25 protein-coding genes are annotated in these 23,224 nt (G+C 64.4%); 13 read left to right on the forward strand and 12 right to left on the reverse strand.

Going from position 1 to position 23,224, the window contains the following annotated elements; genetic code table 11:
• Positions 1-49 precede the first annotated feature (49 nt).
• The 6 genes from A7X65_RS13155 to hemJ form a co-directional block, all read right to left on the reverse strand.
• A complete protein-coding gene (locus tag A7X65_RS13155; RefSeq protein WP_063685355.1) occupies positions 50-916 on the reverse strand; it encodes a ParA family protein in 867 nt (288 codons plus the stop codon).
• A 29-nt stretch (positions 917-945) separates the two neighbouring features.
• Positions 946-1,719, reverse strand: coding sequence for a 16S rRNA (guanine(527)-N(7))-methyltransferase RsmG (gene rsmG, locus A7X65_RS13160; protein ID WP_063685357.1), 774 nt, complete (start codon positions 1,717-1,719; stop codon positions 946-948).
• A 9-nt stretch (positions 1,720-1,728) separates the two neighbouring features.
• Positions 1,729-3,609, reverse strand: a complete 1,881-nt coding sequence (gene mnmG, locus A7X65_RS13165; protein WP_063685359.1) for a tRNA uridine-5-carboxymethylaminomethyl(34) synthesis enzyme MnmG — start codon at positions 3,607-3,609, stop codon at positions 1,729-1,731.
• A gap of 577 nt (positions 3,610-4,186) precedes the next feature.
• Positions 4,187-5,542, reverse strand: a complete 1,356-nt coding sequence (gene mnmE, locus A7X65_RS13170) for a tRNA uridine-5-carboxymethylaminomethyl(34) synthesis GTPase MnmE (RefSeq protein ID WP_063685361.1) — start codon at positions 5,540-5,542, stop codon at positions 4,187-4,189.
• 317 nt (positions 5,543-5,859) lie between these two features.
• The gene (rho, locus tag A7X65_RS13175; RefSeq protein ID WP_011083462.1) at positions 5,860-7,125 is read right to left on the reverse strand and encodes a transcription termination factor Rho; all 1,266 of its coding nucleotides are present in this window, start codon (positions 7,123-7,125) and stop codon (positions 5,860-5,862) included.
• A 250-nt stretch (positions 7,126-7,375) separates the two neighbouring features.
• Positions 7,376-7,810 (reverse strand): protoporphyrinogen oxidase HemJ, encoded by a 435-nt coding sequence (gene hemJ, locus A7X65_RS13180; RefSeq protein ID WP_063685363.1) that lies wholly within the window; start codon positions 7,808-7,810, stop codon positions 7,376-7,378.
• A gap of 457 nt (positions 7,811-8,267) precedes the next feature.
• On the opposite strand from hemJ, the gene A7X65_RS13185 reads away from it, so the two are divergent.
• The 4 genes from A7X65_RS13185 to dnaQ are packed head-to-tail and all read left to right on the forward strand — an operon-like array spanning position 8,268 to position 11,104.
• Positions 8,268-9,107, forward strand: a complete 840-nt coding sequence (locus tag A7X65_RS13185) for a pyruvate, water dikinase regulatory protein (RefSeq protein ID WP_063685365.1) — start codon at positions 8,268-8,270, stop codon at positions 9,105-9,107.
• An 8-nt stretch (positions 9,108-9,115) separates the two neighbouring features.
• Positions 9,116-9,724, forward strand: a complete 609-nt coding sequence (locus tag A7X65_RS13190) for a Maf family nucleotide pyrophosphatase (protein ID WP_063685367.1) — start codon at positions 9,116-9,118, stop codon at positions 9,722-9,724.
• A gap of 23 nt (positions 9,725-9,747) precedes the next feature.
• Positions 9,748-10,347 carry a dephospho-CoA kinase gene (coaE, locus tag A7X65_RS13195; protein WP_063685369.1) on the forward strand — a complete coding sequence of 200 codons (600 nt, stop codon included), beginning with the start codon at positions 9,748-9,750 and terminating at the stop codon, positions 10,345-10,347.
• A gap of 40 nt (positions 10,348-10,387) precedes the next feature.
• Complete coding sequence (gene dnaQ / locus A7X65_RS13200; RefSeq protein ID WP_063685371.1) at positions 10,388-11,104, forward strand: DNA polymerase III subunit epsilon; 717 nt, start codon at positions 10,388-10,390, stop codon at positions 11,102-11,104.
• Positions 11,105-11,127: 23 nt separating this feature from the next.
• On the opposite strand, the gene secB is transcribed toward dnaQ, so the two are convergent.
• Positions 11,128-11,616 carry a protein-export chaperone SecB gene (secB, locus tag A7X65_RS13205; RefSeq protein WP_063685373.1) on the reverse strand — a complete coding sequence of 163 codons (489 nt, stop codon included), beginning with the start codon at positions 11,614-11,616 and terminating at the stop codon, positions 11,128-11,130.
• A gap of 402 nt (positions 11,617-12,018) precedes the next feature.
• Here secB and A7X65_RS13210 point away from each other — a divergent pair, with 402 nt between their 5' ends.
• From A7X65_RS13210 to A7X65_RS13220, 3 genes are read left to right on the forward strand one after another with little or no spacing between them, the layout of a single operon-like run.
• On the forward strand, positions 12,019-12,726 hold the full coding sequence (locus tag A7X65_RS13210) for a Tim44/TimA family putative adaptor protein (protein ID WP_063685375.1): 708 nt from the start codon (positions 12,019-12,021) through the stop codon (positions 12,724-12,726).
• The gene (gene mltA, locus A7X65_RS13215) at positions 12,704-14,233 is read left to right on the forward strand and encodes a murein transglycosylase A (protein ID WP_063685377.1); all 1,530 of its coding nucleotides are present in this window, start codon (positions 12,704-12,706) and stop codon (positions 14,231-14,233) included. The genes A7X65_RS13210 and mltA overlap by 23 nt, the downstream gene beginning before the upstream one ends.
• Complete coding sequence (locus A7X65_RS13220; protein ID WP_063685379.1) at positions 14,230-14,820, forward strand: Smr/MutS family protein; 591 nt, start codon at positions 14,230-14,232, stop codon at positions 14,818-14,820. Before mltA ends, A7X65_RS13220 begins: the two co-directional genes overlap by 4 nt.
• 52 nt (positions 14,821-14,872) lie before the next feature.
• Here A7X65_RS13220 and A7X65_RS13225 read toward each other — a convergent pair whose 3' ends face one another.
• The 5 genes from A7X65_RS13225 to hslV all read right to left on the reverse strand — a co-directional run bounded on the left by A7X65_RS13225 (position 14,873) and on the right by hslV (position 19,218).
• A complete protein-coding gene (locus A7X65_RS13225; RefSeq protein ID WP_063685381.1) occupies positions 14,873-15,997 on the reverse strand; it encodes a hypothetical protein in 1,125 nt (374 codons plus the stop codon).
• A 199-nt stretch (positions 15,998-16,196) separates the two neighbouring features.
• On the reverse strand, positions 16,197-17,501 hold the full coding sequence (hslU, locus tag A7X65_RS13230) for an ATP-dependent protease ATPase subunit HslU (RefSeq protein ID WP_063685384.1): 1,305 nt from the start codon (positions 17,499-17,501) through the stop codon (positions 16,197-16,199).
• Positions 17,502-17,554: 53 nt separating this feature from the next.
• Positions 17,555-18,172 carry a DUF2585 domain-containing protein gene (locus A7X65_RS13235; RefSeq protein WP_063685385.1) on the reverse strand — a complete coding sequence of 206 codons (618 nt, stop codon included), beginning with the start codon at positions 18,170-18,172 and terminating at the stop codon, positions 17,555-17,557.
• Entirely contained in the window at positions 18,169-18,654 is a 486-nt protein-coding gene (locus tag A7X65_RS13240; RefSeq protein ID WP_063685387.1) for a GNAT family N-acetyltransferase, read from the reverse strand. Before A7X65_RS13240 ends, A7X65_RS13235 begins: the two co-directional genes overlap by 4 nt.
• Before the next feature lie 3 nt (positions 18,655-18,657).
• A complete protein-coding gene (gene hslV / locus A7X65_RS13245; protein ID WP_063685389.1) occupies positions 18,658-19,218 on the reverse strand; it encodes an ATP-dependent protease subunit HslV in 561 nt (186 codons plus the stop codon).
• Between the two features lie 240 nt (positions 19,219-19,458).
• On the opposite strand from hslV, the gene hisB reads away from it, so the two are divergent.
• The 6 genes from hisB to A7X65_RS13275 all read left to right on the forward strand — a co-directional run bounded on the left by hisB (position 19,459) and on the right by A7X65_RS13275 (position 23,213).
• Positions 19,459-20,052 (forward strand): imidazoleglycerol-phosphate dehydratase HisB, encoded by a 594-nt coding sequence (gene hisB / locus A7X65_RS13250; RefSeq protein ID WP_063685391.1) that lies wholly within the window; start codon positions 19,459-19,461, stop codon positions 20,050-20,052.
• A 63-nt stretch (positions 20,053-20,115) separates the two neighbouring features.
• Entirely contained in the window at positions 20,116-20,646 is a 531-nt protein-coding gene (locus tag A7X65_RS13255; protein ID WP_063685393.1) for a DUF2628 domain-containing protein, read from the forward strand.
• Positions 20,643-21,293: an imidazole glycerol phosphate synthase subunit HisH gene (gene hisH, locus A7X65_RS13260; protein WP_063685395.1), complete on the forward strand. Its 651-nt coding sequence runs from the start codon at positions 20,643-20,645 to the stop codon at positions 21,291-21,293. The genes A7X65_RS13255 and hisH overlap by 4 nt, the downstream gene beginning before the upstream one ends.
• Positions 21,290-22,033, forward strand: coding sequence for a 1-(5-phosphoribosyl)-5-[(5-phosphoribosylamino)methylideneamino]imidazole-4-carboxamide isomerase (gene hisA, locus A7X65_RS13265; RefSeq protein ID WP_063687657.1), 744 nt, complete (start codon positions 21,290-21,292; stop codon positions 22,031-22,033). Before hisH ends, hisA begins: the two co-directional genes overlap by 4 nt.
• Positions 22,034-22,036: 3 nt before the next feature.
• A complete protein-coding gene (gene hisF, locus A7X65_RS13270; RefSeq protein WP_063685397.1) occupies positions 22,037-22,810 on the forward strand; it encodes an imidazole glycerol phosphate synthase subunit HisF in 774 nt (257 codons plus the stop codon).
• Positions 22,811-22,886: 76 nt separating this feature from the next.
• Positions 22,887-23,213 (forward strand): phosphoribosyl-ATP diphosphatase, encoded by a 327-nt coding sequence (locus A7X65_RS13275; RefSeq protein WP_061023638.1) that lies wholly within the window; start codon positions 22,887-22,889, stop codon positions 23,211-23,213.
• The last annotated feature ends 11 nt before the right edge of the window (positions 23,214-23,224 follow it).

The following is a 23,224-nucleotide window of genomic DNA, read 5'->3' on the forward strand; positions in this document are numbered from 1 at the left end:
TGATGATGGGTTTCGCTTCGCTCTACCCATCCTACGAATCAACGTCGCTTCAATGCGTGACGCGCAGCTCGCGCTCGCGCTGGATCACTTCGGTGGCGAGGCGCAGATACGCTTCGCTGCCGACACATTTGAGATCGTAGACCAGCACCGGCTTGCCGTAGGACGGCGCCTCCGAGATGCGCACGTTGCGCGGGATCATGGTCTTGTAGACCTTCTCGCCCATGAACTGGCGGACGTCGGCGACGACCTGGTTCGAGAGGTTGTTGCGCGAGTCGAACATGGTCAGCACGATGCCGTGGATCGACAGGTTCGGGTTGAGCGTCGAGCGCACCTGCTCCACCGTCTGCAGCAATTGCGACAGACCTTCGAGCGCGAAGAACTCGCACTGCAGCGGCACCAGGATCGCGTCAGAGGCTGCCATCGCGTTGACCGTGAGCAGGTTGAGCGAGGGCGGGCAGTCGATCAGCACATAGGTGTAGTCGGCGTCCGGCGAGACGTTGTTGTTGAGTGCGCCGATTGCATCGCGCAGCTTGAACGCACGGCCGGGCGTGGTGCCGAGCTCGAGCTCGAGGCCGGAGAGATCCATGGTCGACGGCGCGATGTGCAGCCGCGGCACCGCGGTCGAGACCACCGCTTCACGCAGCGGCGCTTCGCCGATCAGCACGTCATAGGTCGAGCAGGAACGGTTGCGGCGATCGATGCCGAGACCCGTCGAGGCGTTGCCCTGCGGATCGAGATCGACGATCAGGACGCGCTCGCCGATCGCAGCGAGTGCCGTTCCGAGATTGATCGCTGTGGTTGTTTTTCCCACGCCGCCCTTCTGATTCGCCAGCGCCAGGATGCGCGGGTGGCCGTGCGGGACGTCGTTGGTCTCTTGGGCCGTCTGGTCTTGCTGCGGTTCGTCAATCGCGCTCATCGAAATTTCCCCACTCACCCCTGAACGCTTCAGCTGCGCCGTTCGGCGGCATTGAGCTCCACGATCCAGCCGTCCCCTGTACGGCTTTCATGGAGCTGCGGCTGAATATTCCAATATTTAGCGGCTTCGGTCAATTCAGCCTCTACATCTTGACCCTTGAGAAACAACGCCTTGGCGCCCTGGCGCATCAGCGGCTCCGCAAAGCCGATGAGGTGATGTAGCGGAGCCAGTGCGCGCGCGGTGACGCAATCGACGGGGCCGGTGATTCTATCCACATTATCCCCGATCTCAGCGAGATGTACGACTCCCGGAGATGTGGTGACGCGGATCGCCTCACGCAAAAACGCGGCCTTCTTGGCGATTCGCTCGACGAGGTGGACGCGCGCGCCGGGGACCTCGGCCATGACGCAGGCCAGCACGACGCCGGGAAAGCCGCCGCCGCTGCCGAGGTCGGCCCAGCGTTTTGCACCGGGCGCGAGAGCGACGAGCTGGAGCGAATCGGCGATGTGCCGGGTCCAGAGGGTGGGCAGGGTCGAGGGCGCGACAAGATTGGTCTTGGCCTGCCACTCCCGCAGCAGCGCGATGTAGCGATCGAGCCGGGCTTCGGTTTCACGTGAAACGGGAGCGAGCTTGAGCGCCGCGATCTTGTCGGCGGCGATGACTGCATCGAGCGACTGATCGTTGGCGCTGGCCTTGTCGATCTTCGGTTTGGCCGGGGCCGGATCGGATCGGCGAGCGGCTCCCTCACCTGCTCCGGCTTTTCGGGATAGCGGTCTGTCCCCGCCCGGTCCGCGCTGTTTCACGTGAAACGCCTATGCGATTGCTTTGGAAGTCTTCCGTGCCTCACGGCGGAGATAGGCCGCGAGGATGCCGAGCGCCGCCGGCGTCATGCCGTCGATCCGGCCGGCCTGGCCGACGGTGAACGGCCTCGCCTTCTCAAGCTTGGCGCGGACCTCGTTGGAGAGACCGGGGACCAGGCTGTAATCGACCTCTGAGAGCACCATGCCCTCGTCGCGACGGAAGGCTTCGACGTCGGCACTCTGGCGCTCCAGATAGACATCGTACTTGGCGTCGATCTCGAGGTGGGTGGCGATGACGGGATCGATGGCGGACAGCTCCGGCCAGATCGCACGAACCTGGCTCCAGCCGATCTCAGGATAAGCCATCAGTTCGAACGCCGACCGGCGCTGGCCGTCCCGGTTCAGCGACAGCCCGTGCTTGATCGCTTCGTTCGGCGTGATGGTCAGCGACTTCGAGAGCGTACGAGCCGCGTTCAAGGCGTCCATCTTGATACGGTGGTGCCGGGTCCGGGCACTTCCGACGCAGCCCAGAGCGATGCCCTTCTCGGTCAGGCGCTGATCGGCATTGTCCGCCCGCAGCGTCAGCCGGTATTCGGCGCGCGAGGTGAACATCCGATAGGGCTCGCTGATCCCGCGGGTGACGAGGTCGTCGATCATCACGCCGAGATAGCCGTCCGCACGGTCGAACACCGTCAACGCGGCACCGCTGGCGGAAAGCGCGGCGTTCAAGCCGGCCACGATGCCCTGCCCGGCGGCTTCCTCATATCCGGTGGTGCCGTTGATCTGCCCAGCCAGGAAGAGACCGCGCAGACGCTTGGTCTGCAGGGTCGGATCGAGCTCCCGGGGATCGATGTGGTCGTATTCGATGGCATAGCCCGGACGGACCATCTTCACCTGCTCGAGGCCGGGAATGCTGGCGAGGATCGCGAGCTGGACCTCCTCGGGCAGCGAGGTCGAGATGCCGTTGGGATAGACCGTGCTGTCGTCGAGCCCTTCCGGCTCCAGAAAGATCTGGTGGCCGTCGCGGTCGCCAAAGCGGACGATCTTGTCCTCAATCGAGGGGCAATAGCGGGGACCAGAGCTCTTGATCTGGCCGGAGTACATCGGAGAGCGATGGACGTTGGCCCGGATCACCTCATGGGTCGCGGACGTGGTCCGGGTGATCCCGCACTGGATCTGCGGGATCGTGATCCGCTCGGTCATCACAGAGAACGGCTCCGGCGGCTCGTCTCCGGGCTGCATTTCAACCGCGGACCAGTCGATCGTGGTGCCGTCCAGACGCGGTGGAGTGCCGGTCTTGAGCCGTCCCAGGGTGAAGCCCGCACGCTCGAAGGAGGCCGACAGACCCATCGCGGGCGCCTCGCCGACCCGCCCGGCCGGCCAATTCTTCTCACCGAGATGGATCAGACCACGGAGAAAGGTGCCGGTGGTGACGACAACAGCCCCTGCACGGAGCTCCCGGCCATCGGCCAGGCGCAGTCCGGTCGCCCGGCCATCGGTCACGATCAGTTCGTCGGCCTCACCCTCGATGACCGAAAGACCCTCGGTCTCCCGGATCGCGGCCTGCATCGCGGCCGCATAGAGCTTCCGGTCCGCCTGGGCTCGGGGACCACGGACAGCGGGACCTTTGCGACGATTGAGGACGCGGAACTGGATGCCGCCGGCATCGCCGACCCGGCCCATCAGACCATCGAGAGCGTCCACTTCGCGGACCAGATGACCCTTGCCGAGACCACCGATCGCGGGATTGCAGGACATCGCGCCGACGGTCGAGAAACGGTGCGTCACCAGAGCCGTCGCCGCGCCCATCCGGGCAGACGCAGCCGCGGCTTCACAGCCGGCGTGGCCGCCGCCAATCACGATGACGTCGAAACTCTCTCGCTCTGTTCGCATGCGCGGACTTCTATCCCAGAGGCGGGAAAGCCGGAAGTGGAAACTGGGGAGGCGGGTGTTTCACGTGAAACGGAATGGAGGAGGCCGGGGGCAGTTTTGCGAAAACAACCCCATGCACAGTAGACCGAGTGTTGAACGGGCTGCTGTTTCACGTGAAACAGACTCCGCCGGCGGAAGAGCTATCAGCAGAAGCGAGAAGGCCCGCCGCGACCGTCATTGCGAGCGTAGCGAAGCAATCCAGAATCCCCCCGTGAGGCAGTCTGGATTGCTTCGTCGCAAGGGCTCCTCGCAATGACGGGATTAAGCGCCCGAGCCCGTCAGTGCTTACCCGGTTGCCGCCCTGGGCCGGGCAGCGGTGGAACCTCGAAGGCCAGGATCGATCGGGCAGTAGTGTTTCACGTGAAACAAGAATGTAGCCCGGATGGAGCGAAGCTTAATCCGGGGACCCTATAGGTCCGGCGCGAGCGACCCTGGATCACGCTTCGCTTCGTCCGGGCACGACATGGGTAACCGCCGGATGTTTAACGTGAAACACAAGAAATGGAACAAGCGCTAGTTCTATATTGAAGAACTAGCCCTACTTTCCGATGCAGAATTTCTGAAAGATGGCCCCAAGGACGTCCTCGACGTCCACCCGGCCGAGCAGTCGGCCCAGGGCGTAGGCCGCGGCACGCAGCTCTTCGGCGGCGAGCTCTTCGCCCTCTTCTACAAGGTCCAGACTCCGGCGCAAGCTGTCGGACGCCCGGACCAACAGATCCCGTTGACGGACCCGGGTGATCACCCCGCCCTCGCTCGCTCCAAAAAAATCGGCCGCGAATGTCACGAGCGCTTCGACCAGCTCCGGGATCCCGTCACCCTGGCTCGCCGAGATTCCAAACTCGCCGCGAGGCTCACCCGGCCCGGCCCCGCCGAGATCGATCTTGTTCCGGACGATCCAGATCGACCCGTCCGACCGATCGCCGCCTCCGGTTTTCCGAAGCGACCGGATTGCCTCCGGATCGACCGACCGGCCGCCCTCGACCAGCCACAGGACCAGGTCCGCATCTTCGGCGCGCGCCCTGGCCCGACGCACACCCTCCTGCTCGACCGGATCGTCGGTCTCGCGAATGCCGGCGGTGTCGATGACGGTGACGGGATAGCCGTCGAGGTCGAGCTGCACCTCGATCACGTCGCGCGTGGTGCCGGCATGCGGCGAGACGATCGCGACCTCGCGGCGCGCGAGCTGGTTCATCAGCGTCGATTTGCCGACGTTCGGCTTGCCGGCGATCGCGACCACGAGGCCGTCGCGCAGGCGTTCAGAATGTCCCTGTGCCGCAAGGACTTTTGTGATTTCGTCGTGCAGCGCTCTGATCGCCTTGATCGCCGGCGCCCGCAATTCGGCGGGCACGTCGCCTTCATCGGAAAAATCGATGCCGGCCTCGATCAGCGCCGACGCTTCGATGATGCGTTCGCGCCAGTCGCGGGCGCGGTCGCCGAGCAGGCCCTGCAACTGGCGCAGCGCCTGGCGGCGCTGGCGGTCGGTGTCGGCGTGGATGAGATCGTCGAGGCCCTCGGCTTCGGTGAGATCGAGCTTGCCGTTCTCGAAGCTGCGCCGCGTGAACTCGCCGGGCTCGGCCGCGCGTATATTCGGAATTAGCGAAATAGCCGCGAAGAGTGCCGCCAGCACCGCGCGGCCGCCATGGACGTGAAATTCGGCGACGTCCTCGCCGGTCGCGCTGCCCGGCCCCGGAAACCAGAGCACGACGGCATCGTCGATCGGCTGACCCGCGCCGTCATGCAGCAGCCGGCGGCTCGCCTGCCTCGGCGCCGGCAGCTTTCCCGCGAGGGTCGTCAGCACCAGGCCCGCTTGCGAACCCGAAACGCGTACGACGGCGATCGCACTCGGCGCTCGGCCGGACGACAGCGCAAAGATGGTCTGGTCTCGCGGATGCATGGCCTATTTGTCCGGCTGGCAGGGAAAACGCAAATGCGGCTTTCCGAATGGCCTCAGGCGCCCGTTTTGCTGCGGTTCCGGGCGCAGCAAAATCTATATTGCGATGCAATAAATCACGCAGCATATTGCTGCAAAACCCGCTCCTGCCCCATAACAAACGTCAGCTAAAGTCAAGTATTACATAAATATATCAACATCTTCCGAGGGGGATTGAGCTTACGTACAGGATGCTCTCCATGCTGCACATTCCCCGCAGCAAAGCCGCACAAACAAAAAGGGCGCCCGACGGCGCCCCTTAAATTCATATTGCACTGCACTCAGGTATTCATGGAGTCGAAGAACTCCGAATTGCTCTTGGTCGAACGCAGCTTGTCGAGCAGGAAGTCGATCGCGTCCATCGTGCCCATCGGATTGAGGATGCGACGGAGGACGTACATCTTCTTGAGCACCTGCGGATCGGTGATGAGCTCCTCCTTGCGGGTACCGGAGCGCGAGATGTCGATCGCCGGGAAGGTGCGCTTGTCCGAGACCTTGCGATCCAGGATGAGTTCCGAGTTACCGGTGCCCTTGAACTCTTCGAAAATGACTTCGTCCATGCGGCTGCCGGTATCGACCAGCGCGGTCGCGATGATGGTCAGCGAGCCGCCCTCCTCGATGTTGCGGGCGGCACCGAAGAAGCGCTTCGGGCGCTGCAGCGCGTTGGCGTCGACACCGCCGGTCAGCACCTTACCGGATGACGGCACCACGGTGTTGTAGGCGCGGCCGAGGCGGGTGATCGAATCGAGCAGGATCACGACGTCGCGGCCGTGCTCGACCAGGCGCTTGGCCTTCTCGATCACCATCTCGGCGACCTGGACGTGGCGCACCGCCGGCTCGTCGAAGGTCGAGGACACGACCTCGCCCTTCACCGAGCGCTGCATGTCCGTGACTTCTTCCGGACGCTCGTCGATCAGCAGAACGATCAGGTAGCATTCGGGATGATTGTGGGTGATCGAGTGCGCGATGTTCTGCATCAGCACCGTCTTACCGGTGCGCGGCGGCGCGACGATCAGCGCGCGCTGGCCCTTGCCGATCGGCGCGACGATATCGATCACGCGTGCAGACAGGTCTTTCCGCGTCGGATCGTCGATTTCCATGCGGAAACGCTGGTTCGGAAACAGCGGCGTGAGGTTGTCGAAATTGACCTTGTGCTTGGCCTTTTCCGGGTCCTCGAAATTGAGCGTGTTGACCTTCAGCAGCGCGAAATAGCGCTCGCCCTCTTTCGGGCTGCGGATGTGGCCTTCGATGGTGTCGCCGGTGCGCAGGCCGAAACGGCGGATCTGCGAAGGCGAAACGTAGATGTCGTCCGGACCGGGCAGGTAATTCGCATCGGGCGAGCGGAGGAAGCCGAAGCCGTCGGAGAGCACCTCGACGACGCCTTCGCCGACGATGTCGGTCTCGGCCAGCGACAGCTGCTTGAGGATGGCGAACAGCAGCTCTTGCTTGCGCATGGTGCTGGCATTCTCGACCCCATTCTCTTCCGCGAACGAGACGAGCTCGGCCGGGGTTTTCGACTTGAGGTCCTGGAGTTTAATTTCCCGCATTGGGGTGGTCCTGTGGGGTACCGAGAGAGGGGGGTGTGAGGAGGCTCTGAAATGCGGACGTGAGAAGATAAGGTCCGCAGGTCTGGCAAGGTTAAGTGCCGGTGGGGGCTTCAAACCTGATGCGGTGTCCGGCCTTCAAAGAAGCTCAGACACAACCACATCCGCCTGCGTTGGGTGGGATATCGATAATATAGAAAATCGCTTCCCCCTCCGCAAGCCGAAGCGCTGAGCTAATCGTCGCGCGGCCTGCCTAGAACGGCTTCACGATCACCATGATGACGATGAGAATCATCAGGACGGTCGGCACCTCGTTGATAATCCGATAGAATTTCTGGCTCCGCGGACGCCGGTCGGCGGCGAAATCCTTCAGCCAGCGGGAAAAAAAGCCGTGGACCGCAGACAGCGCCAGGACCAGTGCCAGTTTTACGTGCAGCCAGCCAAACGTGAACCAATGGCCTGACCAGGCGAGAAACAGCCCGGCGAGCCAGGTCACGATCATCGCCGGATTGATGATCGCCTTGAGCAGCCGGCGCTCCATCACCTTGAACGTCTCGGACTGCTTCGAGCCGATCTCGGCTTCGCAGTGATAGACGAACAGCCTGGGCAGATAGAGCATGCCGGCCATCCAGGAGATGACGGCGATCACATGCAGCGCCTTGATCCAGAGGTAGACGTCTTCGAACATTTTCGCGGCCCGGCTTGCTGCCCAGCGAAAGGAACTGGGGATAGTAAGAACTCGTTAAGGTCTCACACTGCACACATATCCGTCCGTAGCGCCTTCCTCAAATCTAGAATCTTAGATTCTTAAGGTTTGAGTCTGAGTGACCGTGGATTGGACTCACGCAATTCCGTCCGCGAGTTCGCGCGCGCTTGTTCACATCCGTCAACATGTCCCGAGCCGGTCCGGTCCGTTCCGATATGTCGTCTGGACTCAACGGCTTGCGTGCGCCTGTCTTCAGCTTGTCAAAGGGGTTATCCGGACAATCCCGCTTCCCGCCCGGAGAGGCGCCGGACTTGTTCTGAGGGGCAGCGGTGTGAAGAAAATTGGCACTTGTCCCGTCCCTGGTGTCGCACATCCCTTTCCGAGGGGTTAAGCTCCACAGAAATCCACAAACTGCCCCGCCCTCATCCCAAGAGTTTTTGTGCCGACCTCGAACAATTATTTCCATCTGCACCTGGTCTCCGACTCCACCGGTGAGACGCTGATCACCGTCGCGCGGGCCGTTGCCGCGCAATACGCCAACGTGACGCCGGTCGAGCATGTCTATCCGCTGGTGCGGAGCCAGAAGCAGCTCGACCGCGTGCTCGACGAGATCGAGGAAGCGCCCGGAATCGTGCTGTTCACGCTGCTCGAGAAGGATCTGGTCGCCAGGCTCGAGGACAAGTGCAAGCAGATCAATGTTCCGAGCCTGTCGATCATCGGGCCGGTGATGCAGCTGTTCGAAGCCTATCTGGGCGCAGCGACCACCGGCCGCGTCGGCGCCCAGCACGTGCTCAACGCGGAATATTTCAAGCGCATCGACGCCTTGAACTACACGATGATCCATGACGACGGTCAGCATGTCGAAGGTCTCGACGAGGCCGACGTGGTCCTGGTCGGGGTGTCCCGCACCTCGAAGACGCCGACGTCGATCTATCTCGCCAATCGCGGCATCCGCACCGCCAACGTGCCGCTGGTGCCCGGCATTCCCGTGCCGGCGCAGCTGGAGACGCTGACGCGGCCGCTGGTGGTGAGCCTGCATGCGACGCCGGAACGCCTGATCCAGATCCGCCAGAACCGCCTGCTCTCGATGGGCGCCGAATCCGGCAGCGACACCTATACCGACAAGCAATCGGTGACCGAGGAGGTCGCGTTCGCGCGCAAGCTCAGCGCCAAGCACGACTGGCCGCTGCTCGACGTCACGCGGCGCTCGATCGAGGAAACCGCAGCGGCGATCATGAAGCTCTATAGCGACCGTCAGCGCAACCGGCCGTTGGACTAGAAGCTGCGATGGGTTTGTGGCGCGGCAAAACTCCGCTGATCCTGGCCTCGCAGAGCAGCGCGCGCAAAATGCTGCTCGCCAATGCGGGACTGGAATTCGAAGCCGTCACCGCCGATATCGACGAGCGCGGCATTCAGGCCGCGTCAAAACTGTCGGACCCGCGCGAGATCGGCCTGCTGCTGGCGCGCGAAAAGGCCAAGGCAGTCTCGGCCCTTCATCCTGGAAGTTATGTGATCGGCGCCGACCAGACGCTGGCGCTCGGGACCCGTCTCTTCAACAAGCCGTCCGGCCGTGCGCAGGCGCTGGCGCAACTGCGCGATCTCGCCGGCAACAGCCACGAGCTGAATTCCGCGGTCGCCGTGGCGAAGGACGGCAAGATCGTCTTCGAGGATGTGTCGGTGGCGCGCATGACCATGCGGCGGATGAGCGAGGCCGAGCTGTCGGCCTATCTCGACGCCGCCGGCGACGCCGTGACCAAAAGCGTCGGCGCCTATCAGCTCGAGGGCTTCGGCATCCATCTGTTCGAGCGCATCGAGGGCGACCATTTCACCATTCTCGGCCTGCCGCTGCTGCCGCTGCTTGCGTTCCTGCGCAGCGAACAGCTAATTGCGGTGTAGATGCGAGAGAAGGCTGTGGCTTGATGCGGATCCTCGGACTGACCGGCTCGATCGGAATGGGCAAATCCACCACCGCGAAATTGTTCGCGGAGGCCGGCGTGCCCGTCTACGACGCCGACGCCGCCGTCCATCAGCTCTACGAGGGCGAAGCGGCGCCGGCGATTGAGGCGGCCTTCCCCGGTACCACCGAGAACGGCAAGGTCGATCGTCCCAAGCTGTCGGCGCGCGTGGTGCACGATCCCGCCGCGATCAAGCAGCTCGAGCAGATCGTGCATCCGATGCTCGGTGCCTCCCGGCAGAAATTTTTTGCCGATGCGGAAGCCGCCAAGGCGCCGGTCGTGGTCCTGGATATTCCGCTGCTGTTCGAGACCGGCGGTGAGAAGCGGGTCGATGCGGTCGTTGTCGTCTCGACCTCGCCGGAACTTCAGCGCGAGCGCGTACTGGTGCGCGGCACGATGGACGAGGCCAAGCTCGATGCCATCATCGCCAAGCAGACGCCCGATGCCGAGAAGCGCAAGCGGGCCGATTTCGTGGTGGATACCTCACACGGACTTGAGCCGGTGCGCGCCCAAATCAAGGACATCCTGGCCGAGGTCGTTAAGATGCCGCAGCGGCGAGCCTGATTCGCCGTCTCACACGAGACTCTCATTTCTCCCCGGGATCATGCGCGAAATCGTTCTCGACACCGAAACCACCGGCCTCGATCCGCTCCGCGGCGATCGTCTGGTCGAAATCGGCTGCGTCGAGATCTTCAACCGCATGCCGACGGGACAGACCTATCACGTCTATATCAACCCCGAGCGGGACATGCCGGCGGAAGCCTTCGCCGTGCACGGGCTGTCGGCCGAGTTCCTGTCGACCAAGCCGCTGTTCCACGAGGTTGTCGACGCGTTCCTGGGGTTCATCGGCGATGCGCCGCTGGTGATCCACAACGCCTCGTTCGACATCAGCTTCATCAATGCCGAGCTCGACAAGATCAAGCGCGCGGCGATCCCGCGCGAGCGGCTGGTCGATACGCTGCTGCTGGCCCGCCGCAAGCATCCCGGCGTGTCGAACCGGCTCGACGATCTCTGCTCGCGCTATTCGATCGACAATTCACACCGCACCAAGCACGGCGCGCTGCTCGACGCCGAGCTGCTTGCGGAAGTCTATGTCGATCTGGTGGGCGCGCGGCAGTCGCAATTGCTGCTGGCTTCGGACAGCGAAGAGATTCGCGTCAATGCCGCCGGCGATGCGCCGCGGCGGCAGCGTTCGGTGCCACTCGCGCCGCGGGTATCAGATGCCGAGCGGGAGGCCCATCGGGCCTTCATCGCGACGATGGGCGAAAAGGCGATCTGGAACGAGTATCTCCCGCCTCCAGTCGCCCCTCCGGCTGGTTAAGCCCGTAAAGTCGGGCTTGAAGATCAGGCCTGGCCGGTCTGGCCACCCTGAGCGGCCATTTGCCGCTCCATGTTCTGGCGATAGAGACCGACGAAATCGACCGGGTCCAGCATCAGCGGCGGGAACCCGCCGTCACGCACGGCCGTGGCGATGATCTCGCGGGCGAACGGGAACAGCAGGCGCGGGCACTCGATCATGACCAGCGGGTGCAGGTTCTCCTTCGGCACGTTGACGATGCGGAACACGCCGGCATAGGCAAGCTCGAACGAGAACATCACCTTACCGGCGGTCTCGGCCTTGCCCTCGACCGACAGCGTCACCTCGAATTCCTGCTCACTGAGGTTATTGGCGCCGACATTGATCTGGATGTTGATCTGGGGCGGCTGGCCCTGCTGCTGCAGCGAGCTCGGGGCGTTCGGATTCTCGAACGAGAGGTCCTTGGTATACTGCGCCAGCACGTTGAGCTGGGGAGCCTGAGCCGCCTCGGGAGGGGTGCCGTTACCGTTGGTCATCGAAGTGTCTCCTTACCCGATTGGGGCTGAATTTCGCGGCGGTTGGCTAACATAGGGCTGCCTCATTCCACAAGGACGAACGGTCCCGGATCGGGTATCCGGGCCGGGCCCACAACTGTGACGTTCACCCCGGCCTCCGGCCAAATCGCGCGGTAAACGATTGAAGATGCGCGATTTCCGGGCAGGATCGGGTTTCCCCTTAAGCATAAAACGCGCTACACTCGGCGCTGTGCCAAAAGGCGCCATTGGCCGGGCAAGATTTCGTGCCTACATCCCACGGACCAGACGCGCGGCACCCAAAATGGTGATGTAGACTTGCCGTTCCCGTATGGAACGGTCTACTGGCCGGAACGATTTTCCCGGCGACGACCCTTCTAGAGAAGACCAGAAAGCGAATACGACGTGGACATCTACACCATCATCTTCCTGGCGTTGGCGGTCTTCATCTTTCTGAGGCTGCGCAGCGTGCTGGGGCAGCGCACCGGCAACGAGCGGCCGCCGTTCGACCGCACCGCCGCGCGCAATGCGCTGGGGGGTGCCCAGGACAACAACGTCGTGACCATGCCGGGCAAGGTGATCGATCAGGCTCCGCTGGCGCCGACGGCCGAGCCGACCCCGCCGTCCGATCGCTGGAAGGGCCTGACCGAGCCGGGCACGGCGCTGGCGCAGGGTCTCGATGCCATCGTCGAAAAGGATTCCACCTTCGACCCCCGCCATTTCATCTCCGGCGCTCGCGGCGCCTACGAGATGATCGTGCTGGCCTTCGCCAACGGCGACCGTCGCGCGCTGCGCGACCTGTTGTCGTCGGAGGTCTATGAAAGCTTCGACGCCGCGATCAAGGAGCGCGAGAAGAACGAGCAGAAGACCGAGACGCGTTTCGTCTCGATCGACAAGGCTGAGCTCGTCGGCGCCGAGATGCGCGACCGCACGGCTCAGCTCACGATCCGCTTCGTTTCGCAGATGATCTCGGCCACCCGCGACAAGGCCGGCAACATCGTCGACGGCAGCGCCGACACGGTCGCCGACATCACCGATATCTGGACTTTCGCCCGCGACACCACCTCTCGCGATCCGAACTGGAAGCTGGTTGGCACCGGAAGCGCGAATTAAGATACTCCTGAAGAACGGCGCGACGGCGCTCTGTGCGGGCCTCGTCGCGCTGTCATCGTTTTCGCTCGGCGCCGAGGCGGCGCGGCGCCACTACCGCGGCCATCATCACCACATCCCGCAAGTGCCGGCCGCACCGCCGCGGGCCTTGCCCTATCCGCAGCTCCCCCTGCCGTTCGAGATTTCAGGCGCGCAATATCTGCCGCTGGCCTGGACCGACGTAAAAGGCTGGAGCGACGACAATCATCTCGCGGCCTACAAGACATTTCGCGCCAGCTGCAAGTCGATCAATGGGCAAACCGGCGCGTCCGAGCCGAAGGCGCTTGGCGGTTCGTTGAGCGAACCGTGCCGGGTCGCCAAAACGCTCGAGCTCAGTGACGACGCCAAGGCAAAAACCTTCTTCGAGGAGAATTTCGCGCCGCTGCGCATCTCGCGCCTCGGCGAGCCCGACGGCTTCGTCACCGGCTATTACGAGCCGGTGCTGGAGGGGTCGCGGACGCAGACCGACGTTTTCAATGTCCCGGTCTATCGCCGGCCCTCGAACCTGTTCGTGCGCGGCTACAAGCAGGACTCCGTCAGTCTGCCCAACAAGGGTCCGGTCTATCGCAAGATCGGCCGCCGCAAGCTGGTGCCCTATTACGACCGCGGCGAGATCGAGGACGGCAAGATCGCAGGGCGCGGGCTGGAGATCGCCTGGCTGAAGGACCCGACCGACCTGCTGTTCGCGCAGATCCAGGGCTCGGCGCGGATCAAGTTCGACGACGGCGGCGTGGTCCGCCTGAACTACGACGCCTACAATGGCTATCCCTACACCGCCGTCGGGCGTGTCCTGATCGAGCGCGGCATCGTTCCGAAGGAAGAGATGTCGATGCAGAGGATCCGGGAGTGGATGGCGCAGAATCCTGACGGCGCCAAGGAGCTGCGCCGGCAGAACCGCTCGTACATCTTCTTCCGCGAGGTCAATCTCTCCGACAAGGACGAGGCGGTGGGCGCTCAGGGCATTCCGCTCACGGCCGGCCGCTCGATCGCGGTGGACAAGGCGCTGCACGTCTACGGCACGCCGTTCTTCATCGAGGGTGAGCTGCCGATCGACTCCGAGCGCTCGAAGACGCCGTTCCACCGGTTGATGATCGCGCAGGACACCGGCTCGGCCATCATCGGTCCCGCGCGCGCCGATCTCTATTTCGGTGCCGGGCAGGAAGCCGGCCGCGTCTCCGGGCGGCTGCGCCACCCCATGCACTTTGTCATGCTGGTGCCGAAAGGCCTCGATCCCAGCATGCGTGCCGCGAAGTTGCCGGTGCCGGACCCCAGGCCCTCGGAGAAGATCGCAAAGCTGTTTCCGCAAACAGACCTGGGCAAGGCGGGGACGCCTGCTGCCGCCGCGGCGCCGGGCAAGAACGAAACGGTTGCCACCGCCGGTCCTGTCCCGCTACCGGTGCCGCGTCCCGCGATCGAGCCCGCGCGCGAGCCGCGCCGGCCAGTGAAGAACCGTTCCCATCGGCAGCAATGAAACGCTCGTCCCGTCCGCCCGTGCTGGAGCCTCGCCCCTCGCCGCGCCGCCGCGCGCTGAGCGAGGAGGAGCGCGCGCTGTGGGACCTTGTCGCCAAACAGGTCAAGCCGCTCAGGAAGCATCGCGTGGCGAAGGCGCATGCCGCCCCGCCTGCCGGGCCTTCGCCCGTGGCACAGGCGAGCCGGCCATCGCAGCCGGTGAGGCCCGTTGCCGCCGCGCCGGCGCCGCGTGTCGCAAAGCCGGCGGTCCCGCCGCTGGCGCCGCTCGGCAAGCGCGAGCGCACGAAACTGTCGCGCGGCCGCAGCGAGATCGAGGCGCGGCTCGATCTGCACGGCATGACCCAGATGCGCGCCCATCGTGCGCTGACCGTTTTCCTGCACCGCGCCCATCATGACGGCCTGACCTTCGTGCTCGTCATTACCGGCAAGGGCAGGAGCGGCGGCGAAAGCGGCGTGCTGCGCCGCCAGGTGCCGGAATGGCTCAGCCTGCCCGAATTCCGCGCCTTCGTGGTCGGCTTCGAGACCGCCCATATCGGCCATGGCGGCGAGGGCGCGCTGTATGTGCGGATTCGCAGGGCGAGGTTTTAGCGAGCATGATCCGGGAAAGTGGGCACCGGTTTCCCGATCAGATCATGCCTAGTCAAAACGGCCGGACGATCCCGACGCGCGGGATCAGCGTGACGACCAGGCCGAAGATGTTGGTCTTCTGATCTTCCGCCGGAATCAATGCCGTCTCCCGCGCGGCCGGCAGCATCTTCACCGCATGCAGGATCAGGATCATGCAGACCGCCCAGTTCGAGATCCAGCGCGAATAGTCGAACACCATTGCGAACATCACGAGATAGGCGAGGCTGACGCCTGCTAGCGCGGCGATGACAAGGCGGCGGTGCGTCTCGCTTTTGAGCGCGCCGATCAGGTTCGCGAAGACGCGCCAGAGCGGCGTGTGCAGCCAGACCAGCAGTGCGAACACGGGCACGCCGAGGATGTTGTGCGGCAGGCGGCCCCAGGTGTCCGCAATCTCCTTCGCCAGCGGCTGGTACCAGATGTAGGCGAATTGCAAGAGATCGATCCGCGACGGATCGGCCATCCGGGTCTTCAGATAGGCCACGAAGTCCGCCTCGGGAATCGGCATCGTTCCCAAAAATTGCGCGGCGAAGAACAGCGCGGCGACGATGGCGAGGGCGATCACGCCGAATGCGACATTGCCGCGATGGCAGCCGTGGGTGAGATAATGCCGGATCACGACGATGGTGATGATGGTCGGCACGTACATCAGCAGATGGATGTGGTGGATCAGCACGAGCGCGATCGAGAACACCGCTGCCGTCGCCACGAACAGCAACGAGCCCGCCGGCATCAGGAGCAGGACGATCGCCAGCGCGCAGCCATAGATGTCGAAATGGCCGAGCGTGTGCATGAAGTTCTTGAGGAAGAACGGCGAGCCCGCGGTGAAGACGAACAGCGGCAGCGTCCTCGCGGTGAAGCCGAACGTCCTCTGGAATAGTTTTGTGTAGAGCCCCAGCGTCACCAGCCACGCCGCGCCGCCGAGCGCGAACACCAGCCAGACCGGCACCTTGTCGGTGAACAGCGCGACGACTGCCCCGATCAGCGCGCGCTTGATGAAGCCGAGATGGTAGTCGACGAGGAGATGGATGTAGGGGACGTAAGGCGGCAGCTGGATCTTGTGAACGAATACGCCCGCGATGACAGCGGCGTTGATCGCGAGCAGCAGGCGCCAAGGGTTTTTGCGGAGATCAGCGAGCACGTGGCACCCGCGGCGCGTCAAACTCCGGTGTCGTCCCGGCGCAGGCCGGGACCCATAGCCACAAATGTCTGTTTTTAGGCAACGCTGGCGCCGCTTTCATTTCCACCAAGGACCGCCGGTGAGTATGGGTCCCGGCCCCCGTGCGCAATCGCGCACTAGGCCGGGACGACGCTGGAATGAATAGCGCGGCCTTGGTGAACTACAAAATAAACCGGCTCAGGTCCGCGTTCTTGGCGAGGTCGCCGACGTGCTTCTGCACGTAATCGGCATCGACCCGAATGGTCTCGCCGCTGCGGTCGGGGGCGGTGAAGGAGATCTCGTCCAGCACCCGCTCCATCACGGTCTGGAGCCGCCGCGCGCCGATGTTCTCGACGGTGGAATTGACGGCGACCGCGACGTCGGCCAGCGCATCGATGGCACTGTCGGTGATGTCGAGGGCCACGCCCTCGGTCTGCAGCAGGGCGACATATTGCTTGATCAGCGACGCCTCGGGCTCGGTCAGGATGCGGCGCATGTCGTCGCGGGTGAGCGCCTGCAGCTCGACGCGGATCGGCAGGCGGCCCTGCAATTCCGGCAGCAGGTCGGAGGGCTTTGCGACGTGGAAGGCGCCGGAGGCGATGAACAGGATGTGGTCGGTCTTCACCGCGCCGTGCTTGGTCGAGACCGTGGTGCCCTCGATCAGCGGCAGCAGGTCGCGCTGCACGCCCTCGCGCGAGACGTCGCCGGCGGCACGGCCTTCGCGCGCGCAGATCTTGTCGATCTCGTCGAGGAACACGATGCCGTTGTTCTCGACCGCGCTGATCGCCTCGAGCGTGAGCTGCTCGGTGTCCAGCAGCTTGTCGGATTCCTCGTTGACGAGGATCTCGTGCGAGCCTTCCACCGTCAGTCGCCGCGTCTTGCTGCGGCCGCCCAGCTTGCCGAAGATGTCGCCGATCGAGATCGCGCCCATCTGCGCGCCCGGCATGCCCGGGATCTCGAACATCGGCATGCCGCCGCCGGAGGATTGCGTCTCGATCTCGATTTCCTTGTCGTTGAGCTCGCCCGCGCGCAGCTTCTTGCGGAAGGATTCCCGCGTCGCCGAGCTGGAATTGGCGCCGACCAGCGCGTCGAGCACGCGCTCCTCGGCGGCGAGCTGCGCGCGCGCCTGCACGTCCTTGCGCTTCTTCTCGCGCACCTGGGCGATCGCGACCTCGACGAGATCGCGCACGATCTGCTCGACGTCGCGGCCGACATAGCCGACCTCGGTGAATTTGGTCGCTTCCACCTTCAGGAACGGCGCGTTCGCGAGCTTGGCCAGACGCCGCGCGATCTCGGTCTTGCCGACGCCGGTCGGCCCGATCATCAGGATGTTCTTCGGCAGCACCTCTTCGCGCAGGGAGCCTTCGAGCTGCTGCCGGCGCCAGCGGTTGCGCAGCGCGATCGAGACGGCGCGCTTGGCGTCACCCTGGCCGACGATGAAACGGTCGAGTTCGGAAACGATTTCGCGGGGAGAGAAGTCTGTCATGGGACCTTAGCTAGGGTCAGATGCGGGCCGGGACAAGCCGCTTTTTTCGGCCGTCAGATGATCGGCGGACCCGATTGCCATTGTTTCACGGCGTCGATCGGATGGATCAGCATCAGGATATTCAGCGTCAGATTGTCGCGAATATGGAGCGCCAGCATGATCTCGAAGGCGAGGCCCAGCAGGACGGTCACCGACACCGGCAGCACGCGCGCGGCGAGGAACCCGAGCATCATGGCCAGATTGTCCGAAACCGAATTGACGATGCTGTCGCCGAAATAGTCCAGCGAGATCGTGCCGGCGCGGTAGCGCTCGATGATGAAGGGCGAGTTCTCGACGATCTCCCAGGCGCCCTCGATCAGCATCGCGATGATCAGACGGGCGGGCCAGGACAGAGGCAGGAACGGCAGCCGCGCGAACAGCAGCCAGGTCAGGCCGTAGAACAGGAAGCCGTGCAGGATGTGCGAGAAGGTGTACCAGTCGGCGATGTGCTGCGAATTCTCCGAGCTGTTCACCACGCCGTGCCAGAGCTTAACGTAGCCGCAGGTGCAGATCGGCACGCGCCCCATCGCGAACAGGATCACGGCCTGCAGCGCCAGCAACGACAGCGCGATGCCGGCCCAGCCGAGCGGTGGAAACGCGGCCTTGCTCTCGCGTGCGTGAACCAGCGTCATGGTTCGCGCACCATCAACAAGGCCGGCCCGTCCGGCGTCTCGACCATGCGGTCGCGGACGAAGCCGGCTTTCTCGTAGGCGCGCAGCGCTCGCGCATTGAGCGGGTCGGGATCGGTGACCATGCGCGGCAGGCCGTGCCGGAAGCCCTCATCGACAAACTGGCGGATGAACGCCGAGCCGTGACCGCGCCCGATCATGTCGCTCTCGCCGATGAACTGGTCGATCCCACGCGTGCCCCCCGGTTGCGGCCCGAAGCCCGTATTCCAGGCGGTCAGGCGGTAGCACTGAAGATAGCCGAAGGGCTTGTCGCCGGACAACACGATGAACTGGTCCATCGACGGCTCGGCGAGGTCGCCGCTGACGAGCGCGAACTGCTCGTCCGGGTCGCCCCACCATTCCCGTACATGCGCCTCACCCAGCCACCGCCGGATCAGCGGCAGGTCGGCCGCTGTCATCGGGCTGAAGGTGCAGGCGGCCGCCATGGCCTAGCCGCTCGCCAGGCTCTCGATGGTCAGGTTGCGGTTGGTGTAGACGCAGATGTCGGCGGCGATGTCGAGGGAGCGGCGGACGATGGTTTCGGCGTCCTTGTCGGTGTCGAGCAGGGCCCGGGCGGCCGCCAGCGCGTAATTGCCGCCGGAGCCGATCGCCATGACACCGGCCTCGGGCTCGAGCACGTCGCCGGTGCCGGTCAGGACCAGCGAGACGTCCTTGTCGGCCACGATCATCATGGCCTCCAGCCGCCGCAGGTAACGGTCGGTGCGCCAGTCCTTGGCGAGCTCCACGGCGGCCCGGGTCAGCTGCCCCGGATACTGCTCGAGCTTGCTCTCCAGCCGTTCAAACAGGGTGAAGGCGTCGGCCGTGGCGCCGGCGAAGCCGCCGATCACGTCGCCCTTGCCGAGCTTGCGGACCTTTTTGGCGTTGGACTTGATCACGGTCTGGCCGATCGAAACCTGGCCGTCGCCGCCGATCACCACCCTGCCGTCCTTGCGGACCGTCAAAATCGTGGTGCCGTGCCAGCCGGGGGAGCTGTTCTGGGAATCCTGCATGAAATACCTCGTTGTCCGGCCTGATTTAGGCGGTCGGAGCCGGGCGCACAACGGGCCGTTCCGGGCCGAATTTCGCTCACCATAGGCAGAAGTAGAGGCCCCGCCAGCCGTTCCCGCAGTAGCGAAGGTGTCATTTGGCTGTTAATAGACTGGCGTTTTCGGCTCCGAGCATGACCCGGAAAAGTGGGTACCGGTTTTCCGAGAGGGTCAGGCTCAAACGAAGGTGAAAGCCAGCTTTCAATGCGCACCGCGACGATCAAGCGCAAGACCAAGGAAACCGACATCGAGGTCTCCGTGAACCTCGATGGCACCGGCGTGGCCAATATCGCGACCGGCATCGGCTTTTTCGACCATATGCTCGATCTCCTCGCCCGCCATTCCCGCATCGACCTGACGGTCAAGGCGGTGGGCGACCTGCACATTGACTATCACCATACCACCGAAGACACCGGCATCGCGCTCGGCCAGGCGATCAAGCAGGCGCTCGGCAACATGGCGGGCATCACCCGCTATGCCGGCGTGCACATGCCCATGGACGAGACCCTGTCGCGCGTGGTCATCGACATTTCGGGCCGCCCGTTCCTGGTGTTCAAGGCCGACTTCCCCCGCGACAAGATCGGTGAGTTCGACACCGAACTGGTGCGCGAGTGGTTCCAGGCCTTCGCCATCAACGCCGGCGTGACTCTGCACGTCGAGACCCTATATGGCGATAACAGCCATCATATCGCCGAGTCCTGCTTCAAGGGTCTGGCGCGGGCGCTGCGCACCGCCGTTGCGATCGATCCGAAGGCGGCGGGCGAAATCCCGTCCACCAAGGGCTCGCTCGGCGGCTGACATCTTCGTCTTGCGGCGTACGACGCCGGCGGCATCACTGAATTTAGAGAGCGGGGCATCACCATGCCTGTCTACACAGTTCATGCTCCCTTCCCTGGCGGCGCCGATCTGCGCGCGACCGACAAATTCGTCTTCGTGCGCGACGGCTTCCATTTCTGGGCGATGATCTTCGGCCCGTTCTGGCTGCTGTGGAACCGGCTGTGGCTGGTGCTGATCGGCTGGCTGATCTTCATGGCCGCCTTCCATGCCGGCCTCTCCAGCCTCGGCATCGGCCGCAGCTCGATCTTCTTCGCCGATATCGTCATCGCGCTGCTGATGGGCCTCGAGGCCTCCAGCCTGCGGCGCTGGACGCTGTCGCGCGGCAAGTGGCGGCAGCTCGACATCGTCGTCGCCGACGACCATGACACCGCCGAGCGCCGTTTCTTCGAGCGCTGGAGCCAGAAGCAGCACGGCATCGTCAACGATCAATGGGCCGTCGACCGCGGCGGTCCGCCGCCGACCCGCGGCACGCCGGGCCAGCAGTTTTCGAACCCGCCGCCGATTCCGGCCGGCGGCATCATTGGATTGTTTCCAGAACCGGGAGGGTCAAGATGAGCGTCGCCATCATCGATTACGGTTCCGGTAACCTGCATTCCGCCGCGAAAGCCTTCGAGCGCGCCGCGCGCAGCCTGGAAGATCCGCAAAAGGTCTTCGTCACCAGCGATCCGGACCAGGCCTATGAGGCCGACCGCCTGGTGCTGCCGGGTGTCGGTGCCTTCGCCGATTGCCGGCGCGGGCTCGACTCGGTCAACGGCATGGTCGAGGCGATCACCGAAGCGGTGCGCGTCAAGGCGCGGCCGTTCTTCGGCATCTGCGTCGGCATGCAATTGATGGCAAGCCGCGGCAAGGAGCACGTCATCACCGAGGGCCTGAACTGGATCGGTGGCGACGTCGAGAAGATCACGCCGCGCGACGAAAGCCTGAAGATCCCGCACATGGGCTGGAACACGCTCGAAGTGCTGCGCGAGCATCCGGTTCTGAACAGGCTGCCGCTCGGTCCCAAGGGCCAGCACGCCTATTTCGTGCACTCCTACCACCTCAATCCCGCCAGCGAGGCGGATGTGCTGGCGCGTGCCGACTACGGCGGGCCTGTCACCGCGATCGTCGCGAAGGACACTGCAATCGGCACTCAATTCCACCCCGAGAAGAGCCAGCGTTTCGGTTTGGCCCTGATCTCGAACTTCCTGCGATGGAAACCGTGATTCTCTTTCCTGCGATCGACCTCAAGAACGGCCAATGCGTGCGCCTCGAGCAAGGCGACATGGCGCGCGCGACCGTGTTCAACCTCAATCCCGCAGCCCAGGCGCAGAGTTTCGTCGAGCAGGGATTTGAGTATCTCCACGTCGTCGATCTCGACGGTGCCTTCGCCGGCAAGCCGGTGAACGCCGAGGCCGTCGAGGCGATGCTGAAGACGATCAAGATACCGGTGCAGCTCGGCGGCGGCATTCGCGATCTCAAGACCGTCGAAGCCTGGCTCGACAAGGGCATCACCCGCGTCATCATCGGCACCGCCGCGGTGCGCGACCCTGAACTGGTGAAGTCCGCGGCGAAAAAGTTTCCCGGCCGCGTTGCGGTCGGGCTCGACGCGCGCGACGGCAAGGTCGCAGTCGAAGGCTGGGCCGAGACCTCGCAGGTCACGGTACTGGAGATCGCCAAGCGATTCGAGGATGCCGGCGTTGCCGCCATCATCTTCACCGACATTGCGCGCGATGGCCTGCTCAAGGGGCTGAATCTCGATGCGACCATTGCGCTCGCCGACGCCATCTCGATCCCCGTGATCGCCTCCGGCGGGCTCGCCTCGATCGAGGACGTCAAGGCGATGCTGACCCCGCGCGCGAAAAAGCTCGCCGGCGCCATTGCCGGCCGCGCGCTTTACGACGGCCGGCTCGATCCCGCCGCCGCCCTCACCCTGATCCGCAACGCGCGCGCGCCCGGGAGCTGACACATGTTCAAGGTGCGCGTGATCCCCTGCCTCGACGTCAAGGACGGCCGGGTCGTCAAGGGCGTCAACTTCGTCGATCTCAGGGATGCCGGCGATCCCGTCGAAGCTGCGATCGCTTATGACGCCGCCGGCGCGGACGAGCTCACCTTCCTCGACATCACCGCGACCCACGAGAACCGCGGCATCATGCTGGACGTGGTCCGGCGCACGGCCGAGGCTTGCTTCATGCCCGTCACCGTCGGCGGCGGCGTGCGCAAGGTGGACGACATCAAGACGCTGCTGCGTGCCGGCGCCGACAAGGTCTCGATCAACAGCGCCGCGGTGTCGCGGCGCGAGTTCGTCAAGGAAGCTGCTGAAAAGTTCGGCGAGCAGTGCGTCGTGGTCGCGATCGACGCCAAGCGGGTGAAGCGCCCGGGCGGCGACCGCTGGGAAATCTTCACCCACGGCGGCCGCAACTCCACGGGCATCGACGCCATCGAATACGCCCAGGAGGTTGTCTCGCTCGGCGCCGGTGAAATCCTGCTCACCTCGATGGACCGCGACGGCACCCGCCAGGGCTTCGACATCCCGCTGACCCGGGCGATCGCCGATAGCGTTCCCGTTCCGGTGATCGCCTCGGGCGGCGTCGGCAACCTCGACCACCTCGTCGACGGTATCCGCGACGGCCACGCCACGGCCGTGCTGGCCGCCTCGATCTTCCACTTCGGGGAATTCACCATCCGCGAAGCCAAGGAGCACATGTCCCGGCGCGGGCTGCCCATGCGCCTGGATGCCTGACGACTCCGCTTCATAAAAATGCTACACAGGCCGGTGGGACCGGCTCGTTCAGCCGGACGTGTTTTGAGTGCTCTCTATGCCGCGTTTCACGATCCACGACCTGGCCGAGACCATTGACGCCCGCGCGGCGTCCGGTGGCGAGGCCTCCTATACCCGCAAGCTCCTCGACAAGGGCGCCGAGCATTGCGCCAAAAAGTTCGGCGAGGAAGCAGTCGAAACCGTAATCGCAGCAGTCGAAAACGATCGCGCGCATCTGATCGCCGAAAGTGCCGACCTGCTCTATCATTTCCTTGTCCTGCTCAAGGCCCGCGGCGTAAAGCTGGAAGAGGTCGAAGCCGCGCTGGACAAGCGGACGAACATGTCTGGGTTGGAAGAGAAAGCGTCGCGCAAGAGCGGCAGCTAGCCGAGGTGGAG

Source organism: Bradyrhizobium stylosanthis (assembly GCF_001641335.1).
In the GTDB taxonomy this organism is placed as follows: Bacteria; Pseudomonadota; Alphaproteobacteria; order Rhizobiales; family Xanthobacteraceae; genus Bradyrhizobium; species Bradyrhizobium stylosanthis.